The 21449-nt window shown below is 73.1% G+C and carries 17 protein-coding genes; 12 read left to right on the top strand and 5 right to left on the bottom strand.

The window, feature by feature from the left end; translation table 11 throughout:
* Window positions 1-454: 454 nt before the first annotated feature.
* The gene (locus AB0H83_RS09945; RefSeq protein ID WP_360089855.1) at window positions 455-1354 is read right to left on the bottom strand and encodes an AraC family transcriptional regulator; all 900 of its coding nucleotides are present in this window, start codon (window positions 1352-1354) and stop codon (window positions 455-457) included.
* A gap of 143 nt (window positions 1355-1497) precedes the next feature.
* Between AB0H83_RS09945 and AB0H83_RS09940 the strand changes: the two genes are divergently transcribed.
* On the top strand, window positions 1498-2271 hold the full coding sequence (locus AB0H83_RS09940) for an SDR family oxidoreductase (RefSeq protein ID WP_360089852.1): 774 nt from the start codon (window positions 1498-1500) through the stop codon (window positions 2269-2271).
* Here AB0H83_RS09940 and AB0H83_RS09935 read toward each other — a convergent pair.
* Both AB0H83_RS09935 and AB0H83_RS09930 read right to left on the bottom strand, forming a co-directional pair.
* Window positions 2268-3080 carry a polysaccharide deacetylase family protein gene (locus tag AB0H83_RS09935; protein ID WP_360089849.1) on the bottom strand — a complete coding sequence of 271 codons (813 nt, stop codon included), beginning with the start codon at window positions 3078-3080 and terminating at the stop codon, window positions 2268-2270. The two genes, AB0H83_RS09940 and AB0H83_RS09935, sit on opposite strands and share 4 nt — an antisense overlap.
* An 88-nt stretch (window positions 3081-3168) precedes the next feature.
* Window positions 3169-4482: an MFS transporter gene (locus tag AB0H83_RS09930; RefSeq protein ID WP_360089846.1), complete on the bottom strand. Its 1314-nt coding sequence runs from the start codon at window positions 4480-4482 to the stop codon at window positions 3169-3171.
* 45 nt (window positions 4483-4527) lie between these two features.
* Between AB0H83_RS09930 and AB0H83_RS09925 the strand changes: the two genes are divergently transcribed.
* From AB0H83_RS09925 to AB0H83_RS09910, 4 genes are all read left to right on the top strand, one after another.
* Window positions 4528-5169, top strand: a complete 642-nt coding sequence (locus AB0H83_RS09925; RefSeq protein WP_360089843.1) for a TetR/AcrR family transcriptional regulator — start codon at window positions 4528-4530, stop codon at window positions 5167-5169.
* Between the two features lie 82 nt (window positions 5170-5251).
* Window positions 5252-6559 carry an NAD(P)-binding domain-containing protein gene (locus AB0H83_RS09920; RefSeq protein ID WP_360089840.1) on the top strand — a complete coding sequence of 436 codons (1308 nt, stop codon included), beginning with the start codon at window positions 5252-5254 and terminating at the stop codon, window positions 6557-6559.
* The gene (locus AB0H83_RS09915) at window positions 6556-7398 is read left to right on the top strand and encodes an SDR family NAD(P)-dependent oxidoreductase (protein WP_360089837.1); all 843 of its coding nucleotides are present in this window, start codon (window positions 6556-6558) and stop codon (window positions 7396-7398) included. Before AB0H83_RS09920 ends, AB0H83_RS09915 begins: the two co-directional genes overlap by 4 nt.
* A 140-nt stretch (window positions 7399-7538) precedes the next feature.
* Entirely contained in the window at window positions 7539-8210 is a 672-nt protein-coding gene (locus AB0H83_RS09910; RefSeq protein WP_360089834.1) for a hypothetical protein, read from the top strand.
* A 173-nt stretch (window positions 8211-8383) separates the two neighbouring features.
* On the opposite strand, the gene AB0H83_RS09905 is transcribed toward AB0H83_RS09910, so the two are convergent.
* Window positions 8384-12040 (bottom strand): P-loop NTPase fold protein, encoded by a 3657-nt coding sequence (locus AB0H83_RS09905; protein WP_360089831.1) that lies wholly within the window; start codon window positions 12038-12040, stop codon window positions 8384-8386.
* Window positions 12041-12138: 98 nt separating this feature from the next.
* On the opposite strand from AB0H83_RS09905, the gene AB0H83_RS09900 reads away from it, so the two are divergent.
* The 3 genes from AB0H83_RS09900 (at window position 12139) to AB0H83_RS09890 (ending at window position 15013) form a co-directional block, all read left to right on the top strand.
* Window positions 12139-13524 (top strand): serine hydrolase domain-containing protein, encoded by a 1386-nt coding sequence (locus AB0H83_RS09900; RefSeq protein WP_360089828.1) that lies wholly within the window; start codon window positions 12139-12141, stop codon window positions 13522-13524.
* Window positions 13525-13538: 14 nt separating this feature from the next.
* Entirely contained in the window at window positions 13539-14267 is a 729-nt protein-coding gene (locus AB0H83_RS09895; protein WP_360089825.1) for a MerR family transcriptional regulator, read from the top strand.
* Between the two features lie 272 nt (window positions 14268-14539).
* Window positions 14540-15013, top strand: coding sequence for a hypothetical protein (locus AB0H83_RS09890; protein ID WP_360089822.1), 474 nt, complete (start codon window positions 14540-14542; stop codon window positions 15011-15013).
* A gap of 164 nt (window positions 15014-15177) precedes the next feature.
* On the opposite strand, the gene AB0H83_RS09885 is transcribed toward AB0H83_RS09890, so the two are convergent.
* Window positions 15178-15648 (bottom strand): TIGR00725 family protein, encoded by a 471-nt coding sequence (locus AB0H83_RS09885; RefSeq protein WP_360089820.1) that lies wholly within the window; start codon window positions 15646-15648, stop codon window positions 15178-15180.
* Window positions 15649-16254: 606 nt separating this feature from the next.
* Between AB0H83_RS09885 and AB0H83_RS09880 the strand changes: the two genes are divergently transcribed.
* The 4 genes from AB0H83_RS09880 to AB0H83_RS09865 all read left to right on the top strand — a co-directional run bounded on the left by AB0H83_RS09880 (window position 16255) and on the right by AB0H83_RS09865 (window position 21351).
* The gene (locus AB0H83_RS09880) at window positions 16255-16725 is read left to right on the top strand and encodes a hypothetical protein (protein WP_360089817.1); all 471 of its coding nucleotides are present in this window, start codon (window positions 16255-16257) and stop codon (window positions 16723-16725) included.
* A gap of 168 nt (window positions 16726-16893) precedes the next feature.
* Window positions 16894-17466 carry a hypothetical protein gene (locus tag AB0H83_RS09875; protein ID WP_360089814.1) on the top strand — a complete coding sequence of 191 codons (573 nt, stop codon included), beginning with the start codon at window positions 16894-16896 and terminating at the stop codon, window positions 17464-17466.
* Window positions 17467-17537: 71 nt separating this feature from the next.
* The gene (locus AB0H83_RS09870) at window positions 17538-18254 is read left to right on the top strand and encodes a hypothetical protein (protein WP_360089811.1); all 717 of its coding nucleotides are present in this window, start codon (window positions 17538-17540) and stop codon (window positions 18252-18254) included.
* 385 nt (window positions 18255-18639) lie between these two features.
* Window positions 18640-21351, top strand: a complete 2712-nt coding sequence (locus tag AB0H83_RS09865) for a glycoside hydrolase family 9 protein (RefSeq protein ID WP_360089808.1) — start codon at window positions 18640-18642, stop codon at window positions 21349-21351.
* Window positions 21352-21449 lie beyond the last annotated feature (98 nt).

The following is a 21449-nucleotide window of genomic DNA, read 5'->3' as shown; positions in this document are numbered from 1 at the left end:
GTCCTGGCCATCAGGACGGCCACGGCGCGACTTCGATCAACGGGGCAAGATCGCAAGTGGGTCGGGGTGGTGTTGTGCGCTGGTGTGCGTCGGCGAGAACGTCCTCGTGGTGTGGGTTGGGCGGTCGTGCTCGTTGCCGCTGGCGCTGCCTGCGCCGTGTTCGGCAACCTCGCGCGGGCGGGAGCCTTGCGCGTGCGGGATCCGGTGGTTGCCGGCCCGCCGGCCGGACCGCCGTGGTGATCGAAGTCGCGTCCTGGTCGTCTGGATGGCCACGGCGCGACTTCGATCAACCGGGCAAGATCGCAAGTGGGTCGGGGTGGTGTTGTGCGGCAGTACGGCGGCGGCCATGGTGCGCAGCTGGTGCAGGATTACATCGATGTCGCCGAACTCGGCACCGCGCAGCAAAGAAGGGCGCGATGAGGCTGCCACAGCGCGGCGACGTCAGAGCGCGATGTCATGGCACCAGGGGGGTGCCGACGGGGGCGAGCTCGCGGAGGCGGGCGGCGTCCTGGCTCGGCGGGGCGCCGAACTGGCGGCGGTACTCGCGGCTGAACTGGGACGGGCTGTCGTAGCCGACGCGGTGGCCGACGGTGGTGACGTCCTTCGGGTTGGTGGACAGCAGCAGGCGGGCCTGCTGGAGCCTGATCTGCTTCTGGAACTGGATCGGGCTCATCGCGGTGACCGCCTGGAAGTTGCGGTAGAAGGCGGACACGCTCATGCCGGCCAGCTTGGCCACGTCGTCGACGCGGAACGGCTCGTGGTAGTGGTCGCGGATCCAACGCACCGCGTGGGCGACGTGCGACAGGCTGCTGTCGGCGAGGCCGAGTTGGCGGATGACGGCGCCCTGGTCGCCGGTGATGAGGCGCCACAGGATCTCGCGTTTGATCAGTGGGGCGAGCACGGGGATGTCGCGCGGGTGGTCGAGCAGGCGCAGCATGCGCACGGTGGCGTCGAGGAGTTCGGGCGGGGCGTCGCTGACGGCCAGGGCCGATGGGGTGCCGCCGTCGGCGCGGACCAGGTCGCCGGGGTGCGCCTGCAGCAGCAGCTCCGCGATCGCCGACGGGTCCAGCCGCAGGCCGAAGCCGAGCGCGGGGCTGGCCGGGCTGGCCTCGGTGTAGTGGCCGGTCACCGGCAGGTCGACGGAGGCGACGAGGTACTGGCCGGCGCGGTACTCGTACACCCGGTCGCCGAGCGCGAGGGTCTTCGCGCCCTGGGCGATGAGGGCCAGCACCACGCCGGACATCGAGGCCGACGACTCGTGGGCGTGCTCGGCCCGGCCGATCATGACGCCGTCGATGGCGGTGGTCCAGTCGGGGCGGGCGTGCCGCTCCAGCAGTGCGCGTAGTTCGTCCACCCGGCGATTACAGCGCATCTCGGAGGCTGTCCGCAAGGAGAGGATCAGGCAAGTACGAGCGACCATCGTTCTACCGACGCAGCAGGTCATGGCTGTGAAATGAGGTGTACCGAATTCCACGAGTGAACAGGATGGTGCATCCAATGAGCGTCGCGATCGTCATCGGAGCCAGCTCCGGCATCGGGCAGGCCACCGCGGTCCAGCTGGCCAAACGGGGGACGGACGTGATCGTCACCTACAGCGGCAACCACGCCGGTGTCCTGGACACGGTCGCGGCCGTGGAGAAGGAGGGTGCCACGGCCGTCGCGCTGCGGCTGGACATCGGCCGCAGCGAGACGTTCCCGGCGTTCCGCGAGCAGGTCGTCGCCGCGCTGCGCGACACCTGGCAGCGCGACATGTTCGACCACCTGGTCAACAACGCCGGGTTCGGCGGGATGGCGATGTTCGAGGACACGACCGAGGAGCTGTTCGACACGTTCATGCGGGTCCTGCTGAAGGGGCCGTACTTCCTGACGCAGTCGCTGCTGCCGCTGATGCGCGAGGGCGGTGCGATCGTCAACGTGAGCAGCAACTCGGCGCTGCCGACGGGGCTGGTCGACGCCGGGTACTCCGCGTACGCGACGATGAAGGGCGGGCTGAACGTGCTGACCCGATTCCTGGCCAAGGAGCTCGCTCCGCGCGGCATCCGGGTCAACGCGGTCTCGCCCGGCCCGACCCGCACCCGGATCTCCGACGCGTCGGGGGTGGTGGCGTTCGAGGCGTACCCCGAGGTGATCCCGATGCTGGCGGCCAAGACCGCGCTGGGCCGCATCGGCGAGCCCGACGACATCGGGGTGGTGATCGCCGGTCTGCTCGGTGACGAGGGGCGCTGGATCACCGCGCAGAACATCGAGGTCTCCGGCGGTTACGACCTCTAGGTGAGGGCGACGAAGTGGTACCCGCGCGCCTGCAGCGCCGGGATCACGGTCTCCAGCGCGGCGCAGGTCTGGGCCCGGTCGCCGCCGCCGTCGTGGCAGAGCAGGATCTGGCCCGGCCGGGCGGCGAGGAGCCGGTCGGTGATCGAGCGGGTGCCGGGCCGGGTCCAGTCGCGGGGGTCGTTCGTCCAGTTGATCGGCACCATCCTGGCCTGCGCGGCGGCGGCGAACACGGCCGGGGAGACGGCGCCGCCGGGGGAGCGGAAGATGGTCGGCAGCTTCCCGGTCGTGTCGTAGATCTTGTCCTGGGCGCGGTCGATCTCCTGCTGGACGCGGTCCGGGGCGAGGTGGGCGATCTTCGCCGGGTGGCTCCAGGTGTGGTTGGCGACGTGGTGACCCGCGGCGACCAGGTCCCGGGCGACGTTCTCGTGGCCGAGGACCTGGTTGCCGATGAGGCAGAACAGCGCGGGCACGTGGTAGCGCTCCAGCAGCCGCAGCACCTTCGGCGTCCAGACGGGGTGCGGGCCGTCGTCGATGGTCAGCGCCACCGCGTTGCTGGGGAACGCCGGTCCGGGCACCAGCCGCCGGTACTCCTCCAGCGTGAACACCGGCCGGTCCAGCGGGGCGAGCGGCGACGGTGACGGCAATGCGGCGGACGGTGACGGCGCCGGCGCGGCGACCGGGCGGGCCGCCAGCGCGAGGGCGGGCGCCGGAGGTTGCCGGCGCGGTCCCGCTGAGCCGCCGGCGACGAGCGCGGTGCCCGTCGCGGCGAGTCCGGCGCCGAGCAGGCGTCTGCGGGACAGTCCGGTCACAGGGGCACCTCCGGGGCAGGATCGCGTAGCACAGATCATGACGCGGTCACCGGCCGAAGGGTTGCACGGTACCGCGACCGAAATGGCGCTATCGCCGGCTGTCCAGGGTGTACCGGCGCTGCAGCACCACGGCCACGGTCATGAGCACGGCGGGCACCAGGGCGAACCCGTAGCGGACCGCGGCGAGCGCGCCGGGGGACTGGGTGGTGTGCTCGCCGGCGGCGCTGGCCACGAATCCGCCGGCGGCGAGGCAGGCGGCGTAGACGTACGGACCGAGGGCACCGCCGGTCGCCTCGGTCGCGGTCCACACGCCGGTGTAGCCGCCCGCGCGGGTGGTGCCGTCGGGACCGGACGCGGCGATGACGTCGGGCACCATCGAGAACGGCAGCAGCTGCATGGCGGCGAAGGCGATGCCGAGCACCGCGACCGCGCCGACGATCAGCGGCAGGCCGGCCGCGGCGCCGAGGGCCAGCACGAGCGAGCCGGCGACGAACGCGGCCTGCGCCACGAGCAGCCCGCGCTGCTTGCCGATGCGGCGGGCGACCACCACCCAGACCGGGGTCGCGAGGATCGCCGGTGCCACGAACGCCGCGACCAGCACGGTTGTGAGTTTGGGCCGGCCCAGCTCGTACTCCGCGAAATAGGGAACGGCGGCGAGCACCAGGTGGGTCGTCGTGGACATGGCCAGATACGCCGCGGTAAGGGTGCGGAACTGCGGGTCGCGCAGGGACGACAGCAGGCCGTGGCGGTCGGGGCGGGCGGTGGCGGCGAGCGGGGCCGCGGCGGTGAGCCGCCCGACGCCGGTGACGCCGACCAGCATCGCGGCCAGCATGGCGGCGCCGAGGAACAGGCTCATGCGGGTGTACCCGCCGACTGTGGGGTCGTCCTGCCCGGCGAGCAGGGGCGCGGCGACGCCGCTGAGCAGGATGCCGACGGTCAGCACGACCATCCGGTACCCCATGAGGCGGGTGCGCTCGTGGTAGCCGATGCTCAGGTCGGCCGGGGTGGCAAGGTAGGGGACCTGGTACGCGGCGAACAGGAGGTTGCCGGCGATGAACGCGACCGCGACCCACAGTCCGGCCGGGGCGCCGCGCAGGCCGCCGGGCACGGCGAACATCGCGGCGAACGCGACGGCGAGCGCGCAGCCGGCGAGCATGAGCCGGCGGCGGTGGCCGCGGGCGGCCAGGTCGGCGTCGGAGAGGCGGCCGACCCACGGGTGCAGCACCACGTCGAGGATCTTCGGGGCGAGCAGCACGAACCCGGCCAGCAGCGGCGGGACGGCCAGCACGTCGGTGAGGAAGTACAGCAGGAGCAGGCCGGGCACGGTGACCCACACGCCCATGCCGACGGACCCGGTCGCGAACGGGATGAGACCGCGCAGGGGCAGTCTGACGTCCGACATCAACCACGCTCCCGGAATCCAACGTGCGATGGATAATAGGCGACGATGGAAGATCTGAACAGCACCCGCCGACGCCCCGGCCGCCCCCGCGCGGCGGACGCCGTCGACACCCGCGAGGTGATCCTCCGGGTCGCGACGGACCTGTTCGCCCGCAACGGGTTCGACGCCGTCACCGTCAGGGCGGTGGCCGATGCCGCGGGCGTCGACGTGGCCACCGTGCACCACCACGCGGGCGGCAAGCTCGGGCTGTACCGGGCCTGCTTCGCGCTCGTCTTCGAGGCCGAGCGGCGGGCCCTCGAGCCGGTCATCGCGGCCGCCGCGGCGAACGCCGACGGTGACCTGCTCGCCGCGCTGCACCGGGTGCTCGACGCGTTCGTCGACTTCCTGGAGGAGCGGCCCGAGACCACCGGCCTGTGGCTGCGGCGCTGGCTGGAGCCGGACCGGCACGCCGGCATCGACGAGCAGTTCTCGATGCCGCTGTACGAGCAGGTGCAACAGGTCCTCGCGGCCGCGGACAAGGCCGGCGTGCTGCACGAGCCGCAGCCGCACCTCGCCGTGCGCAGCCTCATCTGGGCCGTCCACGCGCACGCCGTGACCGGGCTGCACGGTGACGTCCCCGCCGACAGCCGGTTCGCGCTGCGGGCGTTCGTGCACCGCTGGCTCGACCGCATGTACGCCCAGCCGTGACGGGCCGGCGACGCTGACCTCACGGCCCTCACGGCGAGGCCGGCCTTGACGGGCCGGCGGCGCTGACCGCACAATCCAACACGTGTTGGAATACCGGGTGGTGGTGATCGGCGCCGGGCCGGCCGGGCTCGCCACGCTCAAGGCTCTCGCCGACGCCGGCGTGCCGGCCGTGTGCTTCGACGCCGGCGACCGCCCCGGCGGGCTGTGGGTGTTCGGCGGGCCGCACTCGTCGGCGTACCGCACGCTGCACCTCAACACCAGCCGCACCCGCACCGAGTTCGCCGACTTCCCGATGCCCGCCGACTGGCCCGACTACCCCGGCCACACGGAGATCGCGGCGTACCTGGCCGACTACGCCACCACGTTCGGCCTCACCGGCGCCATCCGGCACCGGCACGTGGTCACCCGGGTCCGTCCGGCACCGGCCGGCGGGTGGACGGTCACCGCCGACGGTCCACAGGGGACGATCGAGGTCACCGCCGGCGCGGTCGTCGTCGCCAACGGCCACAACAGCGTGCCCAGGCTGCCCGACCCGCCGTACCCGGGCGAGCTCACCGCCGAGCAGCTGCACAGCCACGACTACCGCGGCCCCGAGCAGTTGCAGGGCCGCCGCGTCCTCGTCGTCGGCGGCGGCAACTCGGCCATGGACATCGCCGTCGACGCCTCCCACGCCGCCGCCCGGACGCTGCTGTCGGTGCGCCGCGGCGTGTGGGTCGTGCCGAAGTACCTGTTCGGCCGGCCGTCCGACACGCTCAACGGCGCCCTCGCCAAGCGCCTGCCGTGGCGGGCACGGCAGCGCATCAGCCAGACGATGCTGCGCCTCGCCGTCGGCCCGCCCACCCGGTACGGCCTGCCGGCGCCGAGCCACGGGTTCCTGCAGGACCATCCGACGCTGTCCGACGCTCTCCTGCCGCGCATCACCCACGGCGAGATCGGCGTGCGCCCCGCGATCGCCCGCTTCGAGGGCGCCGGCGTGGTCTTCACCAACGGCCGCCGCGACCCTGTCGACCTGATCGTCTGGTGTACGGGGTACCGCGTCGACCTGCCCTTCCTCGACCCCGCGCTGCTCGGCGACGGCGCCGACCGGCTGCCCTTGTTCCGCCACGTGTTCCATCTCGACGCGCCCGGCCTCATGTTCGTCGGGCTGATGCAGTCCACGGGCGCCGCGCTGCCCGTCGTCGAGGCCCAGGCCCGGCTGGTCGCGGGGCATCTCGCCGGCACGTACACGCTCCCGCCGCTGCCCGCCCAGCGCTCGGACTGCGCCGAGGAGCTGCGCGCCGCCACGGACCGCTGGGGCTCCCGCCGCCCGGCGATGCGGATCGACTTCGACGCGTACCTGGACCTCGCCGCCCGCGAACTGGCGGCCGGACGGAAGCGGGCCGCATCGTGACGGATTCGCGTCCGACCGGGGCCGCGGCCGGTCTCCGGGGCAAGCGGGTCCTCGTGACCGGCGCCAACGGCACGTTCGGCCGCCTGCTCTGCGCGCGCCTCACCGACCTGGGCGCGACCGTCGCCGGCATCGACCTCGTCGCCGTCGACGGCCCGGTGACCGTGTTCGCCGGCGACCTGACCTCGCCCGCCGCGCCGGACTTCGTCGCCGCCGCCGTCGCCCACCTCGGCGGCCTCGACCTGCTGGTCAACAACGCCGGCGTCGGCGGCCCGGCCCCGGCGGAGCTTCCCCCGGACGACGTCGTCGCCCGCCAGCTCGACGTCAACCTGCTCGCCGCGTGGCGCACCACCGCCGCGGCACTGCCCGCCCTGGAAGCGGCCCGCGGCAGGGTCGTGTTCGTCGCCAGCCGCATGGCGGTGCTCCCGTTGCCCCTCGCCGCCGCGTACGGCGTCAGCAAACGCGCCCTCGTCGCCTACGCCGACGCGCTGCGCCTCGAGGTCGGCACCCACGTCGGGGTGAGCGTCGTCTATCCGAGCATGGTCGCCTCCCCGATCCACGACTCGACCGCCGCCGCCGGCCTGTCCCTGCAGGGCGTGTCCCGCCTCGAACCGGTCCAGGGCGTCATCGCCGCGATCCTGCGCGCCGCCACCGCCCGCAAACCCCCGCGCGACGTCGCCACCACCCGCCGCGGCCGCTTCGAGATGGCCGTGGCCCGGCACTTCCCCTCCCTCGCCGACGCCATGGTCCGCCGCACGGTGAGGTCCCGCCTCGCCGCCGGCGCCTTCAACGACGCCCCGCTGGCCGCGGGCATGATCCGCCGCCACCAAGACCAGCCGTAACCGCCACGCCGGCGCCCGCCGGCGGCACGGCCTGAAACGCGGTCGCCGTGCGTGACGGCCCGCGGTCCGGTGCGGCGGGCTTCTGTCATGATCACGACGGCGCCGAGCGCCGGGCGCCGGGGATTGTCACGATCGCGCGCATGAGCTCGTTCACGACGCCGCCTCCGCCGCCGGTACCCGTCCCGCCGCTCACCCGGGCCCGCCGCCGCGCCGCCGTGGTGACCGTCGTGGTGGCCGCGGTGCTGGGCTGCCTGGGCGCCCTCGCGTCGTGGAACCCGTGGGGCTACGTCGGCCTCGGCGACGGCCCCTACGCCTTCGTCGCCGTCGCGACGCTCTTCCCCGTCACCGCCGGCGTGCTGGCGCTGCTGCTCGCGACCCAGAAGGCGGTCGCCATCTCGCTCACCGTCGTCTGCGCCGTCGCCGCGGGCATCGTCTTCTGCGGCGGCGGCGTCGTCGCCGTGTGGATCGACCCGAGCTGGCGGCGCACCGTCTTCGCGACCACCGGCGAGTTCCAGGTCGTCAACCTCGTGCAGAACGGCCTCACCGTGCGCCAGGAGCTGCGCGTCGCGCACCCCGCCGGCCTGCTGACCCGCGAGTCGACCCGCCCGCTCGCGTGCGTCGAGGCGGTCTTCAACGACCACCCGAAGGTCACCTTCACCGGCGCCCGGTTCGTCGCGCCCCACGAGGTCGAGGTGGCGCTGAGCAACGGCACCACCTGGCGCACCCCGTTCGACCCCGGCACCCTCCGGCCGGCCCGGACGCTCGACGCCGACTGCTCGTTCCAGGGCGCCCACGTCGACAGGGTCCCGTGACGCCCGCCCGGGCACGGTCGCCGCGCCGGTGCTGTTCGAGGCCGACGTCGTGATCCTGCGCCGGTCACCGGCTGGCGGTGAGCGGCTCATGATCGAAGGATGGTCCTGGTCATCGGGGCGACCACTCCGCTCCTTCGATCAAGGCCATCATGATCCAAGTCGCCCCGCGGCGTTCAGCGGGTCATCAGGGGGCGGCTGCGGAAGGAGAAGCGGGCGACCGTCGGGGTCCAGTGGCGCCAGGTGGCGGGGTCGGGGTCGACCTCGGTGGCGTCGGTGATGCGCTGGACCCGGCCGCGCAGCGCCGGCGGCAGGTCGGCGAGCAGGTCGGGGACGGAGGCGTCGTCGGCGAGGCGTTCCAGGAAGGTGACCGTCTCGGCGGGGAAGCCGACCTGCATGGCCAGCATGAGACAGACGGTGCGCAGGTCGTGGTCGCACAGCCGCTCGACCTCGGCCGCGTTCAGGCCTGAGCGCAGCAGCCGGTACGTGTTGACCAGGCGCTTCGCCGACCGGGGCGTGGTGATGAGCGGGCCGACGTCGATGAGGGCCTGGCGCTCCTGGGCGGTGAGGCGCAGCGTGAGGGCCGCCATCGGCGGGATGTCCGGCTTGGCGACGGCGTACACGGCGAGGTGCTGCCGGCCGGTCCGCAGCACCAACCGCCGCCCGTCCGCGCTGAACGCCGGCAGGCTGAGCGGGCCGGCGTTCAGCTCGGCTAGGGCGGGCAGTTCGAAGCGGTCGGGGGAGCGGTCGACGGTCAGGTCCCACAGCAGCAGGGTCCGGTCGGCGGTCGCGGCGAGGGTCCCGTCGGCGCTGACCGCCAAAGCGGTGCAGGTGCCCGTGCCGGACTGCAGCGGGGCGTGCCGCGGGGTGCCGTCGACGATCCGCCACAGCCGCGCACCCGGCTCGTGCGGGACGGCCACGGCGAACACCGAGCCGGCCGGGTCGGCGGCCGCCACCGCCGCGCCCCGCCGCGGCACAGCGGCCCCCTCCGGAGCCGGTCCAGAGACCGGAGCCGGCCCAGAGACCGGAGCCGGCTCGGACAACGGAACGAACGCGATCTGCGCGCCCCGCTGCACCACCCGCCAGTCCCGCGTCGCCAGGACGGTCCCGCCGAACTCGCCGGCCGTCACCTCCACCGGCGGCTCCGAACCGTCGGCCGGGAACTCGACCGATACCCACGCCCGCGCCGTCACGATCCACGCCGCCGTGCGCCCCGACGGATCCTGACGCACACCGGCCAGCACTCCGTCGTCGGCGGCGGCGCCGTCCCACGCGGCGTCGGCCAGCACCGACAGCTCCACCGCGTCCAGCAGGCCGCACCGGTCGGCGCTCACCACGAACACCCGCCCGTCCGTGGCGACGGCGGCGGCCAGGACCGGCTCCTGCCACAGCCGCCGACGGCGGCCGGGATCTGCGGGCCGGGCGGTGTCCCACCGCGTGACGGTGCCGTCCTCGGTCACCGCCACCAGGTACCGGTCCGCGTCCGTGAACCCGGCGACCACGACCGGGTCGGGCAGGTCGACGCCGCGGACCAGCACCGGTGCGAACTGCCGGCCCTCGGCGGACGGTGCCGCGCCGGTGCCGGCGGGACCGGTGGCAGTCGCCGGCGCGCCGTTCCCCGAAGAAGGAAACGACGGTGGCGCGGCGTCGGGCTGCTCCAGGTCCGTGTCCGCCTCGACGTCCGGCAGGAGTGTGTCGCGGACCAGGTTGGTGTAGCCGTCGTCCGTCAGCGCCGGCAGGTTGATCGACAGCTGGAAGATCTTCTCCAGGTAGTTCTGCGGGGTCGAGGACCAGTCGCCGTCCTCGGCGGCGCCGCCGAGGACCTCGCGGTAGTGCTGCTCCAGCGACCGGGTCAGCCACCGCGCGTCGACCCCGACGACGACCACGAACAGCGGGAACGCCAGCAGCAGGTTCACCGCCTGCAGCACGTCCACGACCCGGCCGGGCGGGCAGCGGTCCAGGTCGTCGATGTACAGCACGATGCGTTCGACGTCCGTCGAGCCCGACAGGCGCCGGCTGAGCTCCTCCAGGTCGCGGCGTACGACGGCGACGAGGCCCTCGTGCCGCCGGTAGTCGTCGCCGGCGGACCGGTCGGCCGCGAACGACCGGACGCTGCCCGCCTGCTCCAGCAGGTCGATGCGGACCCCGAGGGTGCGGATCTCGTCCTCGTACCGCTCGATCTGCCGGCGCAGCGCCTCCCGGCGGACCCGGATCGGCTCCTGCCGCTGCTCGTCGATCGTACGGACCACCGCCTCGGCCTTGTCCAGGGCGGGTTTCGCCCGGCCGATCAGCTTGCTCAGGCCGAGCCCGGCGATGATCAGTGGCGCGACGGCGCTGGCGGCCGCGGCGAGCGTCTCGTGCAGCCGCGCCAGGACGATCGCGCCGACCGGTCCGGCCACTGCCAGCAGTACCAGCGCCGCCAGCAACAACCGCGTGGCCCAGGTGCCGCGCCGGAGCAGGACGAAGAACCGGCCGAACGTCCCGCGCGCCTCCTGCGTGACGGCGCGCAGGTCCAGGCCCTCGGGCGGGACGCCGGCGTTGCTGAGGGCCTTCGACACGGCGCTCTGCGCCTCGGCCACGACCGGCTCGGCGCCCAGCACGTCGCGCAGCCCGATCGGCTCCTGCCGCAGCAGGTCGTCGGTGGCCTCCGCGAGCTGCCGGGTCGCCGCCCGCCGCCGCATCTCCAGGTGCTGGCGTTGGTCCTGGGCCGAGGGCAGGTCGGCCAGCGCCCGGCCGGCGGCGGCGTCGTCGAGCTGCTCCGCGAGGCGGTCCATGATGGTGCCGGTCAGCGAGGCCCACAGGTTGGCGTCGACGTAGTGCCAGGCGTTGAACCGGACCTGGCATACGCTGCCGCAGTACGCCGTGGGCTGGCCCTCCGTACGAGCCCGGGTGGACATCGCCGCGAGCGCCCCGATCCGGTCGTACATGCGGCTCATGAAGAACGACTTGCCGATGCCCCAGTCGCCGAACAGACCGATCGCCAGCGGCGGGGAGACCTCCTGCGCCATGACGATGTCGCTGAGCGTGTCCACGTCACGGTCGACGCCGAGGCGGTCCTCGCCGGTGATGGCGTCGGCGAGGAAGCCGGCGTGCCACCGTCCCGCGGCGGCCTCCGGCCGTGGGGCCTCGTACGCGGCGTTGCGCACGAGCGCGATGCCCGGGCCGAACTCCTGCCACTCGGGCCGCGGGAAGCCCTGCGCCTGCAGCGCGAGGGTCACCGCCCGCATGATCTCGCCGACCAGCAGGGTCGGGCCGAGCCCGGCGATCCCGCCGGCCAGGACCTGCAGCAGCGCGCCGGTGAAGCTGGTGTGGTGGTGCCCCGACGGGGCGAGGGCGACCGAGTCGCGCCCGGCGGCGGCCAGGACGCTGGACTGCCGCAGCCCGCCGGTCAGGGTGCCGGCGCGGTCCGCGTAGCCGCAGTCCAGCACGACGACGCACCGGTCGGTCCCGCTGCGCTCGACCGTGCGCCGCACGCTCTGGAACGGCAGCCCCGACCGGTCCGGCTGGGCGGGGTCGGTGCCGCGCAGCGCGAGGACGAGCGAGCCGTCGTGCGGGGCGAGCAGCCCGTGCCCGGCGTAGTAGACGAGCAGCAGCCCGTCCGGTCCCACGTCGTCCGCCGCCGTGCGGATCAGCGCGATCGCCGCCGACGGATCCGACAGGCCGTCCGCGACGTGCACCTGCTGCGCCGGTACGCCCCACAGCTCGGGCCGCATGAGCCCGGCCCGCAGGTCATTGACGTTGTTGCGCACGGCCGGGATCGGCTGGAGGAAATCGTATTCACTGACGCCGATCAACACGACCTGCGACGACAACGGATCGGCGAGTTCGGCCATCGCTTCACAGTAACGAGCCCGTCACAGGATTGTGGTCCCCGGTTCGGCTGAGCCGCGCGCTTGACCTTGACCCTGGGGCAGGGTCCGACGATGTGCGCATGAACGAGATCGCACACCTCAGCGAGCGGATCGCGGCCTTCTGCGACACCACCAGGGTTCCCGGCTACGTCGCCGGCGTGTACCGCAACGGCGAGCAGCACGTCCTCGCGCACGGCGTGGCGAACGCCGGCACCGGCGCGCCGATGCGCGAGGACACCGGGTTCCTGTTCGGCTCCATCACCAAGGTCATGACCACGATGCTCGTGCTGCGGCAGGTCGAGCGCGGCACCGTCGACCTCGACGCGCCGGTCGTGTCGTACCTGCCGCAGTTCGCGCTCACCACGCCCGGCGCGGCCGGCCGGATCCGGGTACACCACCTGCTGACCCACACCAGCGGGATCGACGCCGACCTGTTCTTCCCGGCCGGCTGCGGCCCCGGCGCGCTGCGGACCTACCTCGACGGGCTGGCCCGCCAGTGCGGCACGCTGTTCGAGCCGGGGGAGCACGTCAGCTACTCCAACGGCGGCATGATGGTCGCCGGGCGCCTGCTGGAGGTCGTCACCGGTACGCCGTACGCCGAGCTCCTGCGCCGCGAGCTGTTCGAGCCCGCCGGGATGACCGACGCCTGTACGTCTGCGGCGGAGGCGATCCTGCGCGGCACCGCCGTCGGGCACTTCGCCGACCCGGCCACCGGCGAGGTGCGGCGCACCGGCATGTTCACGCTGCCCGACACGTGGGCCCCGGCCGGCGGCACCGCCATCGGCACCGTCGGCGACCTGCTCGCCCTCGGCCGCCAGCATCTCACCCCCGGCGTGCTCTCCGCGGCGTCGACGGCCCTCATGCGGACCGTCTCGCACGACATGGGTACGCCGAACGTGCCGCCCGTCGGGATGGGATGGCTGCTGATGCGCTTCGGCGACACCACCGTCATGACCATGTCCGGCGCCTCACCCGGCGGGGTCGCCGTCCTGGCCGTCGCGCCCGAGCTCGACCTGGTCTTCGCCGCGTACGGCAACGACCCGCGCGCCCTCGCACTGCACGACGAGCTGCTGCCGGCGCTGGTGCCCGGGCCGCTGCACCTCGCCCCGGTCCCGCCCGCGCCGGCGGCGCCCGACCTGGCCCGCTACGCCGGCACGTACCGCTCCGACCAGCTGCGCATCGAGGTCAGCGTGGTGGACGGCGAGCTGGAGGAGCGGATCACCTACGAGCCCGCCGACGCCGTGCAGGAGGCCACGTTCACCGGGTTCGCCGGCGGCCCCTTCACCGTCCCGCCGCTGCGGTACACCCAGATCGGCGACGGGCTGTTCGCCCCGGCCGGGATGCCGCCCGGCGAGCTAGGGCTCACGTCCCGGCAGTACCTCGTGTCGTACCACGGCCGCGGCGCCTCGATGCACCGCTGCTCGGGCGGCCGCATGACCCGCCGCGTCACGCCGGAGCGCGGCTGAGGAGGATGCGGGTCATGCGCTTGCTCACGATCGGCCAGCTCGCGGACCACGCGGGCGTCACCGTCAAGGCCGTGCGCCACTACCACGCCCGCGGCCTGCTCCCCGAGCCCGCCCGCGACGAGTCCGGATACCGCCGGTACGACGCGAGCCACGCCATCCAGCTCGTGAAGATCAAGACCCTGGCCGACGCGGGCGTGCCGCTCGCCCGCGTCAAGGAGCTGCTCGCCGCCACCCCGCCGCAGTTCGCCGCCGCGATCGCCGAGATCGACCGTGACCTGCTCCGGCAGGCCGCGAAGATCCGCCGCAGCCGCGAGCGCATCGCCCAGCTCCGCGACGGCGACCGCCTCTTCGTCACCGCCGAGATGTTCGCGTACCTGCAACGCCTGCGCACCCTCGGCGTCAGCGAACGCGCCGTCCAGCTGGAACGCGACCTCTGGCTGCTGCTGCACGCCGTCTCGCCGGGGCCGGCCGACGGCTGGATCGCCGACAAGCTCGCCGCCCTCGAAGACCCCGAGTTCCAGGCGATCTACCTGGCGTACGACGCGGCCTTCGACCTGCCACCGGACGACCCCCGGCTGCCGGCGCTCGCGGACCGGGTCCGGCGGTGGTACGCCGCCCGCTCGGTCCCCCCGGAGTCGGCCGGCGACGTCGACCCGGCCATTGCGGAGCTCGCCGCCGCCTCGGCCGCTGCGTCGTCCCCGGCCTGGACCCGCCTGGCCGAACTGGCCCGCTCGGCAGTGTGACCATGTGCCGGGAACGCCTCACAGTTCGGGAGGGGACCCGCTCGACCGCGCGCCGGCTCCTGCGGCTGCGGATGTTGGCGGTTCGATGCGGCGAGGAGCACGGTCGGCTCGTGTTCATCGGCGACGGATTCCGCGGCCCCCTGCGCTGATCGGCTCGTCGCGCACTCGACGCGCCGCGGGGCGGCGGTGGAAGCGTGCAGGTTTTGTGGCGATGTTGCGCGATGCGTCGTTCCGGGCAGCCGGCACGGTCGGGGGCGTGGCACAGTGCGGCCATGAGCGACCGTGTGCGAGCGGCATCCTGGTGGCCGGTGTGGGCGATCCTGCGAGGGCTGGCCATCGGCGTCGTGAGCGCGGGCGCCGCCGTCGGTGTGGCGTTCGCGATCGTCGAGCTCGTGCCGAGGGATACCGCGCCGTGTGACAGTGACCTCGTGTGCCTGCCGGACGTCCGGTCGCTGATCCTTGCCATCGTGTCGGTGCCCGTGGTGATCGCGGTCGTGGGGCCGGTGGTGGCTCGGCTGCTCGGTATGGCGTGGCCCTGGTTGTTCGCGGCACCGGCCGGATGGGCGGTGGTGCTGGCGTGTGTCGGGCTGGGCCCCGCCGACGGCCAGGAGCACTGGCCGTTCAACGACCCGTTCAGCAGCGTGGTGATCCTGCTGGTGCCGTACTGCGCGATCGCGCTGGTGACCGTCCGGCAGCCGCCGGGCGGACCGGGCCCGACGCGCGCTGACGATCCGGCGGTCGGGTGACAGCACGAAGATTGATGGGCGCCACCGGCGCCGCAGGCCGGCCCGCCGGGCGACGGTGATGAGCTTGTCCGGGTCGTCGGACATGCCGTGCACGTTGCCAACCCCAGGCGGCGGGTTTGCCGGTCGCCGGTTGACCCGTCCGTGAACGCCGGGCGCACAGCCGTTCAGCCGAGCTGCCGCAGTACCCACGAAACGGCCGCCTCCGCGGTGTCAACCGTCGGGTAGGACGGTTCTTGTGCCGGCCCTTCGACCGTCCAGCTGCCGACGGCGATGAGCGGCTTGCCCAGCCGCATCGCGAAGCCGATCTCGCTCAACGTCCCCCAGCCCCCGCCGACCGCGACGAACCCGTCCGCGGCGCGCGCGATGAGCCCGTTGCGCAGCTCTCCCATGCCGGTCGGCACCGCCACCGTCAGGAACGGGTTCCCCTCGGCCCGGTCCGCGCCGGGCAGCAGCCCGACGGTGACCCCGCCGCGCCCATGCGCCCCACGGCACGACGCCAGCATCACCCCGCCCCGGCCACCGGAGACGAGGACGGCGCCCGCGTCGGCGAGCAGCGCACCGACCCGCTCGGCGACCCGCTCCTGCTCCATGGTGGCCTGCCCGGCCCCGATCACCGCCACATACGGCCCGTTCACGATCCGAACATACCGACCCTGCCGCCGGTTTACCGTCGAGCGCGGCCTCGACGGCGAGCCGTTCCATCCCGTGCAGGAGCCCTTCCGCGTCAGCGGGCGAGACGTAGTGGGTGTCCATGAACAGGGTGATCTGCACCGTGTCCGGTACGTCGTCGATGTGGACGAACAGCCGCTCGAAGGGTCGTCCTGCTCGACCGTCCAGCGGAACGTGGTGTGGCCGTGCGCCTCGCGGATCTGTTCCGGCGCCGGGCCGGGCCGAATTGCGCGAGACCCGGCCGGTTGCTGCCGGACGGTCAGCGGCGCGATCGCGCGGTACGGACCGGTGCTGCTTGAACGGGTCGTTGTGGGGCCAGCGGTCCGGACCGCGGGTACAACCCGGTGGATCCCTGGTACCCGGTGGATCCCTGTTGGCCGGCGCACAGGGATCCACCGGGTTGTGCTGCCCGGTCGCGCACATGCGCCCACGGGCGCTCGGCTCTGCGGCGGCCCTCGCGTTGCGTACGCCGTCTCGCCGGAGCCACTGCGCCCTCATGGCCGATGAGCGCGCGCATGGCAGGAGTCGGCCCGGCGTGCCACCGGTCTGCGGCACCGGGCACTCTGAGGGTTGTGGGCGACACCTACCTCCGTGTGATACCGACCGATCGAGACTGGCAGCCTGCGCCTGCGACCGCCGCATCCGTCGCTGCTCACGTGGCCAGCCTGCTCTCAGTGCCGGGCGACGCTGTTGAGCGGGTGGAAGGCAGGTTCTATGACCGGGTGACCCTGATCGACGCGGGCATGTACACCACCCGAATCACCTGCTCGTGCTGCGACGGCGACATTTCGATGGACTGGCTGGGCGACCTGGTCAGGCAGAACGGCAGCTTGAGCTTCGATCACCTGGACGTGACGGTTCCCTGCTGCAGGGCCGCCGTCCAACTGGACAGCTTGCACTACGAGGACCCGATCGGCTTCGCGCGGTTCGAAATCAGTGCGATGAACCCCACTCGAGCCCGGGACGAACTCGACGCCGGCGAGCTCGCACAAGTGGCTGACCTCCTCGGCCATCCGGTCGCGCAGATCATCGCGCACTACTGATTCACGTCGGTTCGAAGGCACCGCATGATGGCGATGAGTGGATACAGAGGTGCCCGTCAGGCTCTGCCGCTCCAGCATCGTCGATGGTTGGATGACTTCGCTTGGCTCGGTGACCGGGCGCAGCGGCATCGTTGATCGCGTCGTACGGGACTCCTGACCTCGAAGGCCGTGGCGCCCTTCATCATCCTCAAGAGGTGCTGCCTCCATTGGAATCAGCTCGTGACTGATAAGTCCACGCCAAGGCGGTACAGCTATGTTGGGCCGCCTGAGCTGCGCGACCGGGCGGCGACGATGGACGCCGTGGCTGTCGATACGGTTGCCACCCTCGCGCGCTGGCTCGCTGGGCGCGACCGCAGTGAACGCTCCGAACCGTTCACCTTCGTCGTAGCGCCCGGCGGCGAACTCAGGCTGGCACCCCGGCGCTCCGAACACGTCGCGCTGGCCGGCGGACACGACGTCCTCGCAGCTGGCGAGGTCGCGTTCGTCAATGCCGCCGCCGGCTGGCACGTGGTCGAGGTGACCAACCAGTCGACCGGGTACTGCCCCGATCCGGACTCCTGGCCCGCCGTCGGCGCAGCCCTCGACCGCATCGGTGTACGGCATCCGGGCGGCTTCACCGACAAGGTCGTATTCCGGCGGTGCCCGGCCTGCGGCGAGCGCAACGTCGTTCGGGACAACGACTTCACCTGTGCCCAGTGTGACGGCGCCCTGCCCGCGCAGTGGAACTTCGCGTCGAACTGATCAGCAGCGGTCCGCAGGTCAGGGTGGCGTGCGGGCCTGCCGGGGTCGTGTCCGACGTGTATCTTCCGCGCGTGAGGTTGAAGATCGCGATCGGTGTGGCCGTGGCCCTCGTGCTGTCGTGTTGTGGTTTTGCGCTGTACCGGCGCATCGTGCCGAATCATCACGCGTCCGGCGACAAAGGCTGTTACGCGAGCACGACCAACGCCGGGAAGCTCGCGCCGTCGCGCTGCGGCGAGCCGCACGAGGCCGAACTGGTCGACTTCTTCTACCCCGACGGTGCCGAGAGCGGCTGTCGCCGGTCGGCCGAGGAGTTCCTCGGCGGGCCACTCGCGGACGCCCGGATCGAACTGCGCCTGCTCAACTACGTGCGGGAGGACTTCACGTCGCTGGCCTGCGCGCTGATCGTCGCCAGTGACTCCGACGGTACCGACGCGCTGCACACCGGAAGCCTGCAGGGCGCCATGAGCGGGGATCGGCCGATGGCGATCACCTGCGGCCACTACGCCGATGGTGTGCTGAAGTACCAGGGGTGCGCCGAGGCGCACTCGGCGGAGTACGTCGGGTCCGTTGCCGACGGCGGCGACCACGACACCAGCTGCCGGCAGGCGGCCGCGGCCTATCTGGGGCTGAGCGCCGACGAGTTCGCGGCCCGCCGCGATCTGCGGTCGCACTGGCTGGCCACGCCGCGCGACGGCCGGCAGACCGGCTGCGTCGTGGTGGAGGCGTCCGGCAAGGACGTCCTGACCCGATCGGTCAAGGACATCCGTTCCGGACCGCTCCCCGTTTGAGGCCGCGCGACTGCCGCCTGCACCTCGATGTGGACGACGACGGGATTCGGCGGGTCCGCGCCGCACTCCTGGAGATCCTGCAATGCGCATGCTTCGTGGTCGACACCCCTGAGGGCTGCGTCACCGGCTGAACTCGCCGGCGTCGACCTCCACCCGGCCGGCCAGCGGCCCACGTGCGCTGGTCCAGCGCCTTGGCCCGGTTGAACAGGTTCTCGACGTTGTAGCTCGCGATCCGCATCCGGCCTCCCGACCGTAAGTTACATGCCCGCGGACCGGCCGGACGGCCCGGGAACGCCGCGCGCTTTACAGCGCGTCGAGGCGCCGCCTACGGTCCGGCACGCCGGTGGCCGCCACTGCCGGCCACGCTTCCGCAGGAGGATTCCCGATGAGTCGAAGAGCACGCCGTACCGTGGCGGTCGCCGCAGTTGGGGCGCTGCTGGGGTTGGCCGTGTCCGCGCCGCCCGCCGCCGCCGCGCCCGACCCAGGATCGCCGGTCAAGGTCAACCAGGTCGCCTACGTGCCGGGCCTGCCGAAGCAGGCCACCGTCGTCAGCAGCGCGACCGCGCCGATCGCCTGGACGTTGCGCAACGCCGCCGGGGCGACCGTCGCGTCCGGGCAGACGACCGTGAAGGGCGCCGACGCGCTGTCCGGCGACAACGTGCACCTCGTCGACTTCTCCGGCTACGACACGCCCGGCAGCGGTTATGTGCTGTCGGCCGGTGGTGCGGACAGCTACCCGTTCGACATCTCCGCCGCGCCGGTCAAGCAGCTGCGGTACGACTCGCTCGCGTTCTTCTACCACCAGCGCAGCGGCATCGCGATCGAGTCGCAGTACGTCGGCAGCCGCTACGCCCGCCCCGCCGGGCACGTCGGCGTCGCGCCGAACCAGGGTGACACGTCGGTGCCGTGCCGCACGTCCTGCGGTTACTCCCTCGATGTGCGCGGCGGCTGGTACGACGCCGGCGACCAGGGCAAGTACGTCGTCAACGGCGGCATCGCCGCGTGGCAACTGCTGAACATCTACGAGCGGGCCGCCAACGTGTCCGGCAGCGACCGGGCCGCGCTCGGCGACGGCACCCTCGCCATCCCCGAGCGGGCCAACGGCGTCCCCGACGTGCTCGACGAGGCCCGCTGGGAGGTCGAGTTCCTGCTGCGCATGCAGGTGCCGGACGGGCGCGCCGACGCCGGCATGGTCCACCACAAGATCCACGACGAGAACTGGACCGGGCTGCCGATGCGCCCGGAGGCCGACCCGCAGCGGCGCCTGCTGTCGCCGGTGAGCACCGCCGCGACCCTGAACCTCGCCGCCGTCGCGGCGCAGGCGGCGCGGATCTGGGCCTCGATCGACCCGGCGTTCTCCGCCCGCGCGCTCACCGCCGCCGAGAAGGCGTACGCCGCGGCGAAGGCCAACCCGAACCGGCTGGCCAGCGGCAGCGACAGCACCGGCGGTGGCGCGTACGACGACGCAGGCGTCACCGACGAGTTCTACTGGGCGGCGGCCGAGCTGTACACGACCACCGGCGCCGCGAACTACCGCGCGGACGTGACCGGCTCGTCGCTGTACAAGGGTGCCGCGTTCAACCAGGGCGGCTACTGGTGGGGCTGGGTCGCCGCGCTCGGTGACACCACCCTCGCGCTGGTGCCGAACGGCCTGCCGGCCGCGGACGTCGCCGCGACCCGGGCGGCGTTCGCGTCGTTCGCCGACGGCCTGCTCAGCCAGATGGCGGCGCAGGGCTACCCGGCGCCGAACGGCGGGCCCACCTACAACTGGGGCTCCAGCGGGCAGATCGCCAACAACGCCGCGGTCCTCGGGCTCGCCCACGACTTCACCGGCCTCGCCAAGTACCGCACCGGCGCGTTCCAGACCCTGGACTACCTGCTGGGCCGCAACCCGCTGAACCAGTCCTACATCGCCGGGTACGGCGAGAAGGCCGTGCGCAACGTGCACCACCGGTTCTGGGCCAACCAGTCCGACGCGTCGCTGCCGATCGCGCCGCCCGGGTCGCTGTCCGGCGGCCCGAACAGCGGCCTGCAGGACCCGGTCGCGCAGGCGCAGCTGGGCGGTTGCAAGGCGCAGAAGTGCTTCGTCGACGACATCGGCGCGTACTCCGTCAACGAGGTCGCCATCAACTGGAACTCGGGGCTGGCGTCCCTGGCCAGCTGGGCCGCGGACCACACCGGCACGATCCTGCCGCCGGACACGACCGCGCCGAGCGTGCCGGGCACCCCGGTCGCCTCCGACGTCGCCGCGACCACGCTGCGCCTGACCTGGGCGGCGTCCACCGACGCGGAGAGCGGCGTCACCGGGTACGAGGTGCGCCGGGTCACCGGCAGCACGTCCACGGTCATCGCGACCCCCACCACGGCGTCGGCGGCGCTGACAGGGCTGACCGCCTCGACCGCGTACACGTTCACCGTGGCGGCCCGCAACGGCGCCGGTCTCGTCTCGGCCGCGTCGGCGCCGGTGACCGTGACCACCGCCGACCCGCCCGCGGACGCCCGGCCCACCACGCCCGGCACCCCCGTCGCCTCGGCGGTGACCGCCACCAGCCTGACGCTGACCTGGCCCGCCTCCACCGACGACCAGGGCGTCGCCGGCTACGAGATCATCCGCCAGCAGGGCGACGCGTTGTCGATCTTCGCGACCAGCACCGGGCCGTCGACGGTGCTGACCGGGCTGACGCCGAACACCGAATACGTGCTGATGGTGCGGGCCAAGGACACCGCGGGGCAGTTCTCCGCGTTCTCCGCCGCCGTCACGGTACGCACACCGGCGAACCCGACGGGCGGCTGCCGCGTGGCGTACTCGGCGAACAGCTGGGGCACCGGGTTCACCGGCAGCGTCACGATCACCAACACCGGATCCGCCGCGTGGACGTCGTGGACGCTGAACTTCACGTTCCCCGGCGACCAGCGGGTCACGCAGGGCTGGTCCGGCCGCTGGTCGCAGACCGGCGCGGTGGTGACGGCCACGAACGAGACCTGGAACGGCGCCGTCCCCGCCGGCGGCACCGTCAGCATCGGCTTCAACGGCTCGTACACCGGCACGAACACCAACCCGGCGGCCTTCACCGTCAACGGCATCACCTGCGGCTGACGCCGCACGTCGACGCCGGCCGGCCCCTCGGCCCGGCCGGCGTCGATCCGGGTGCGCTCGGCCCACCCGCCCCCGTCCACCGCCACTCTGCGCCACTG

This window comes from Dactylosporangium sp. NPDC050688, from assembly GCF_040654515.1.
Classification (GTDB): domain Bacteria; phylum Actinomycetota; class Actinomycetes; order Mycobacteriales; family Micromonosporaceae; genus Dactylosporangium.
Note: the sequence above shows the minus strand (reverse complement) of the source record. Positions and strands in the feature narration are given on the sequence as shown.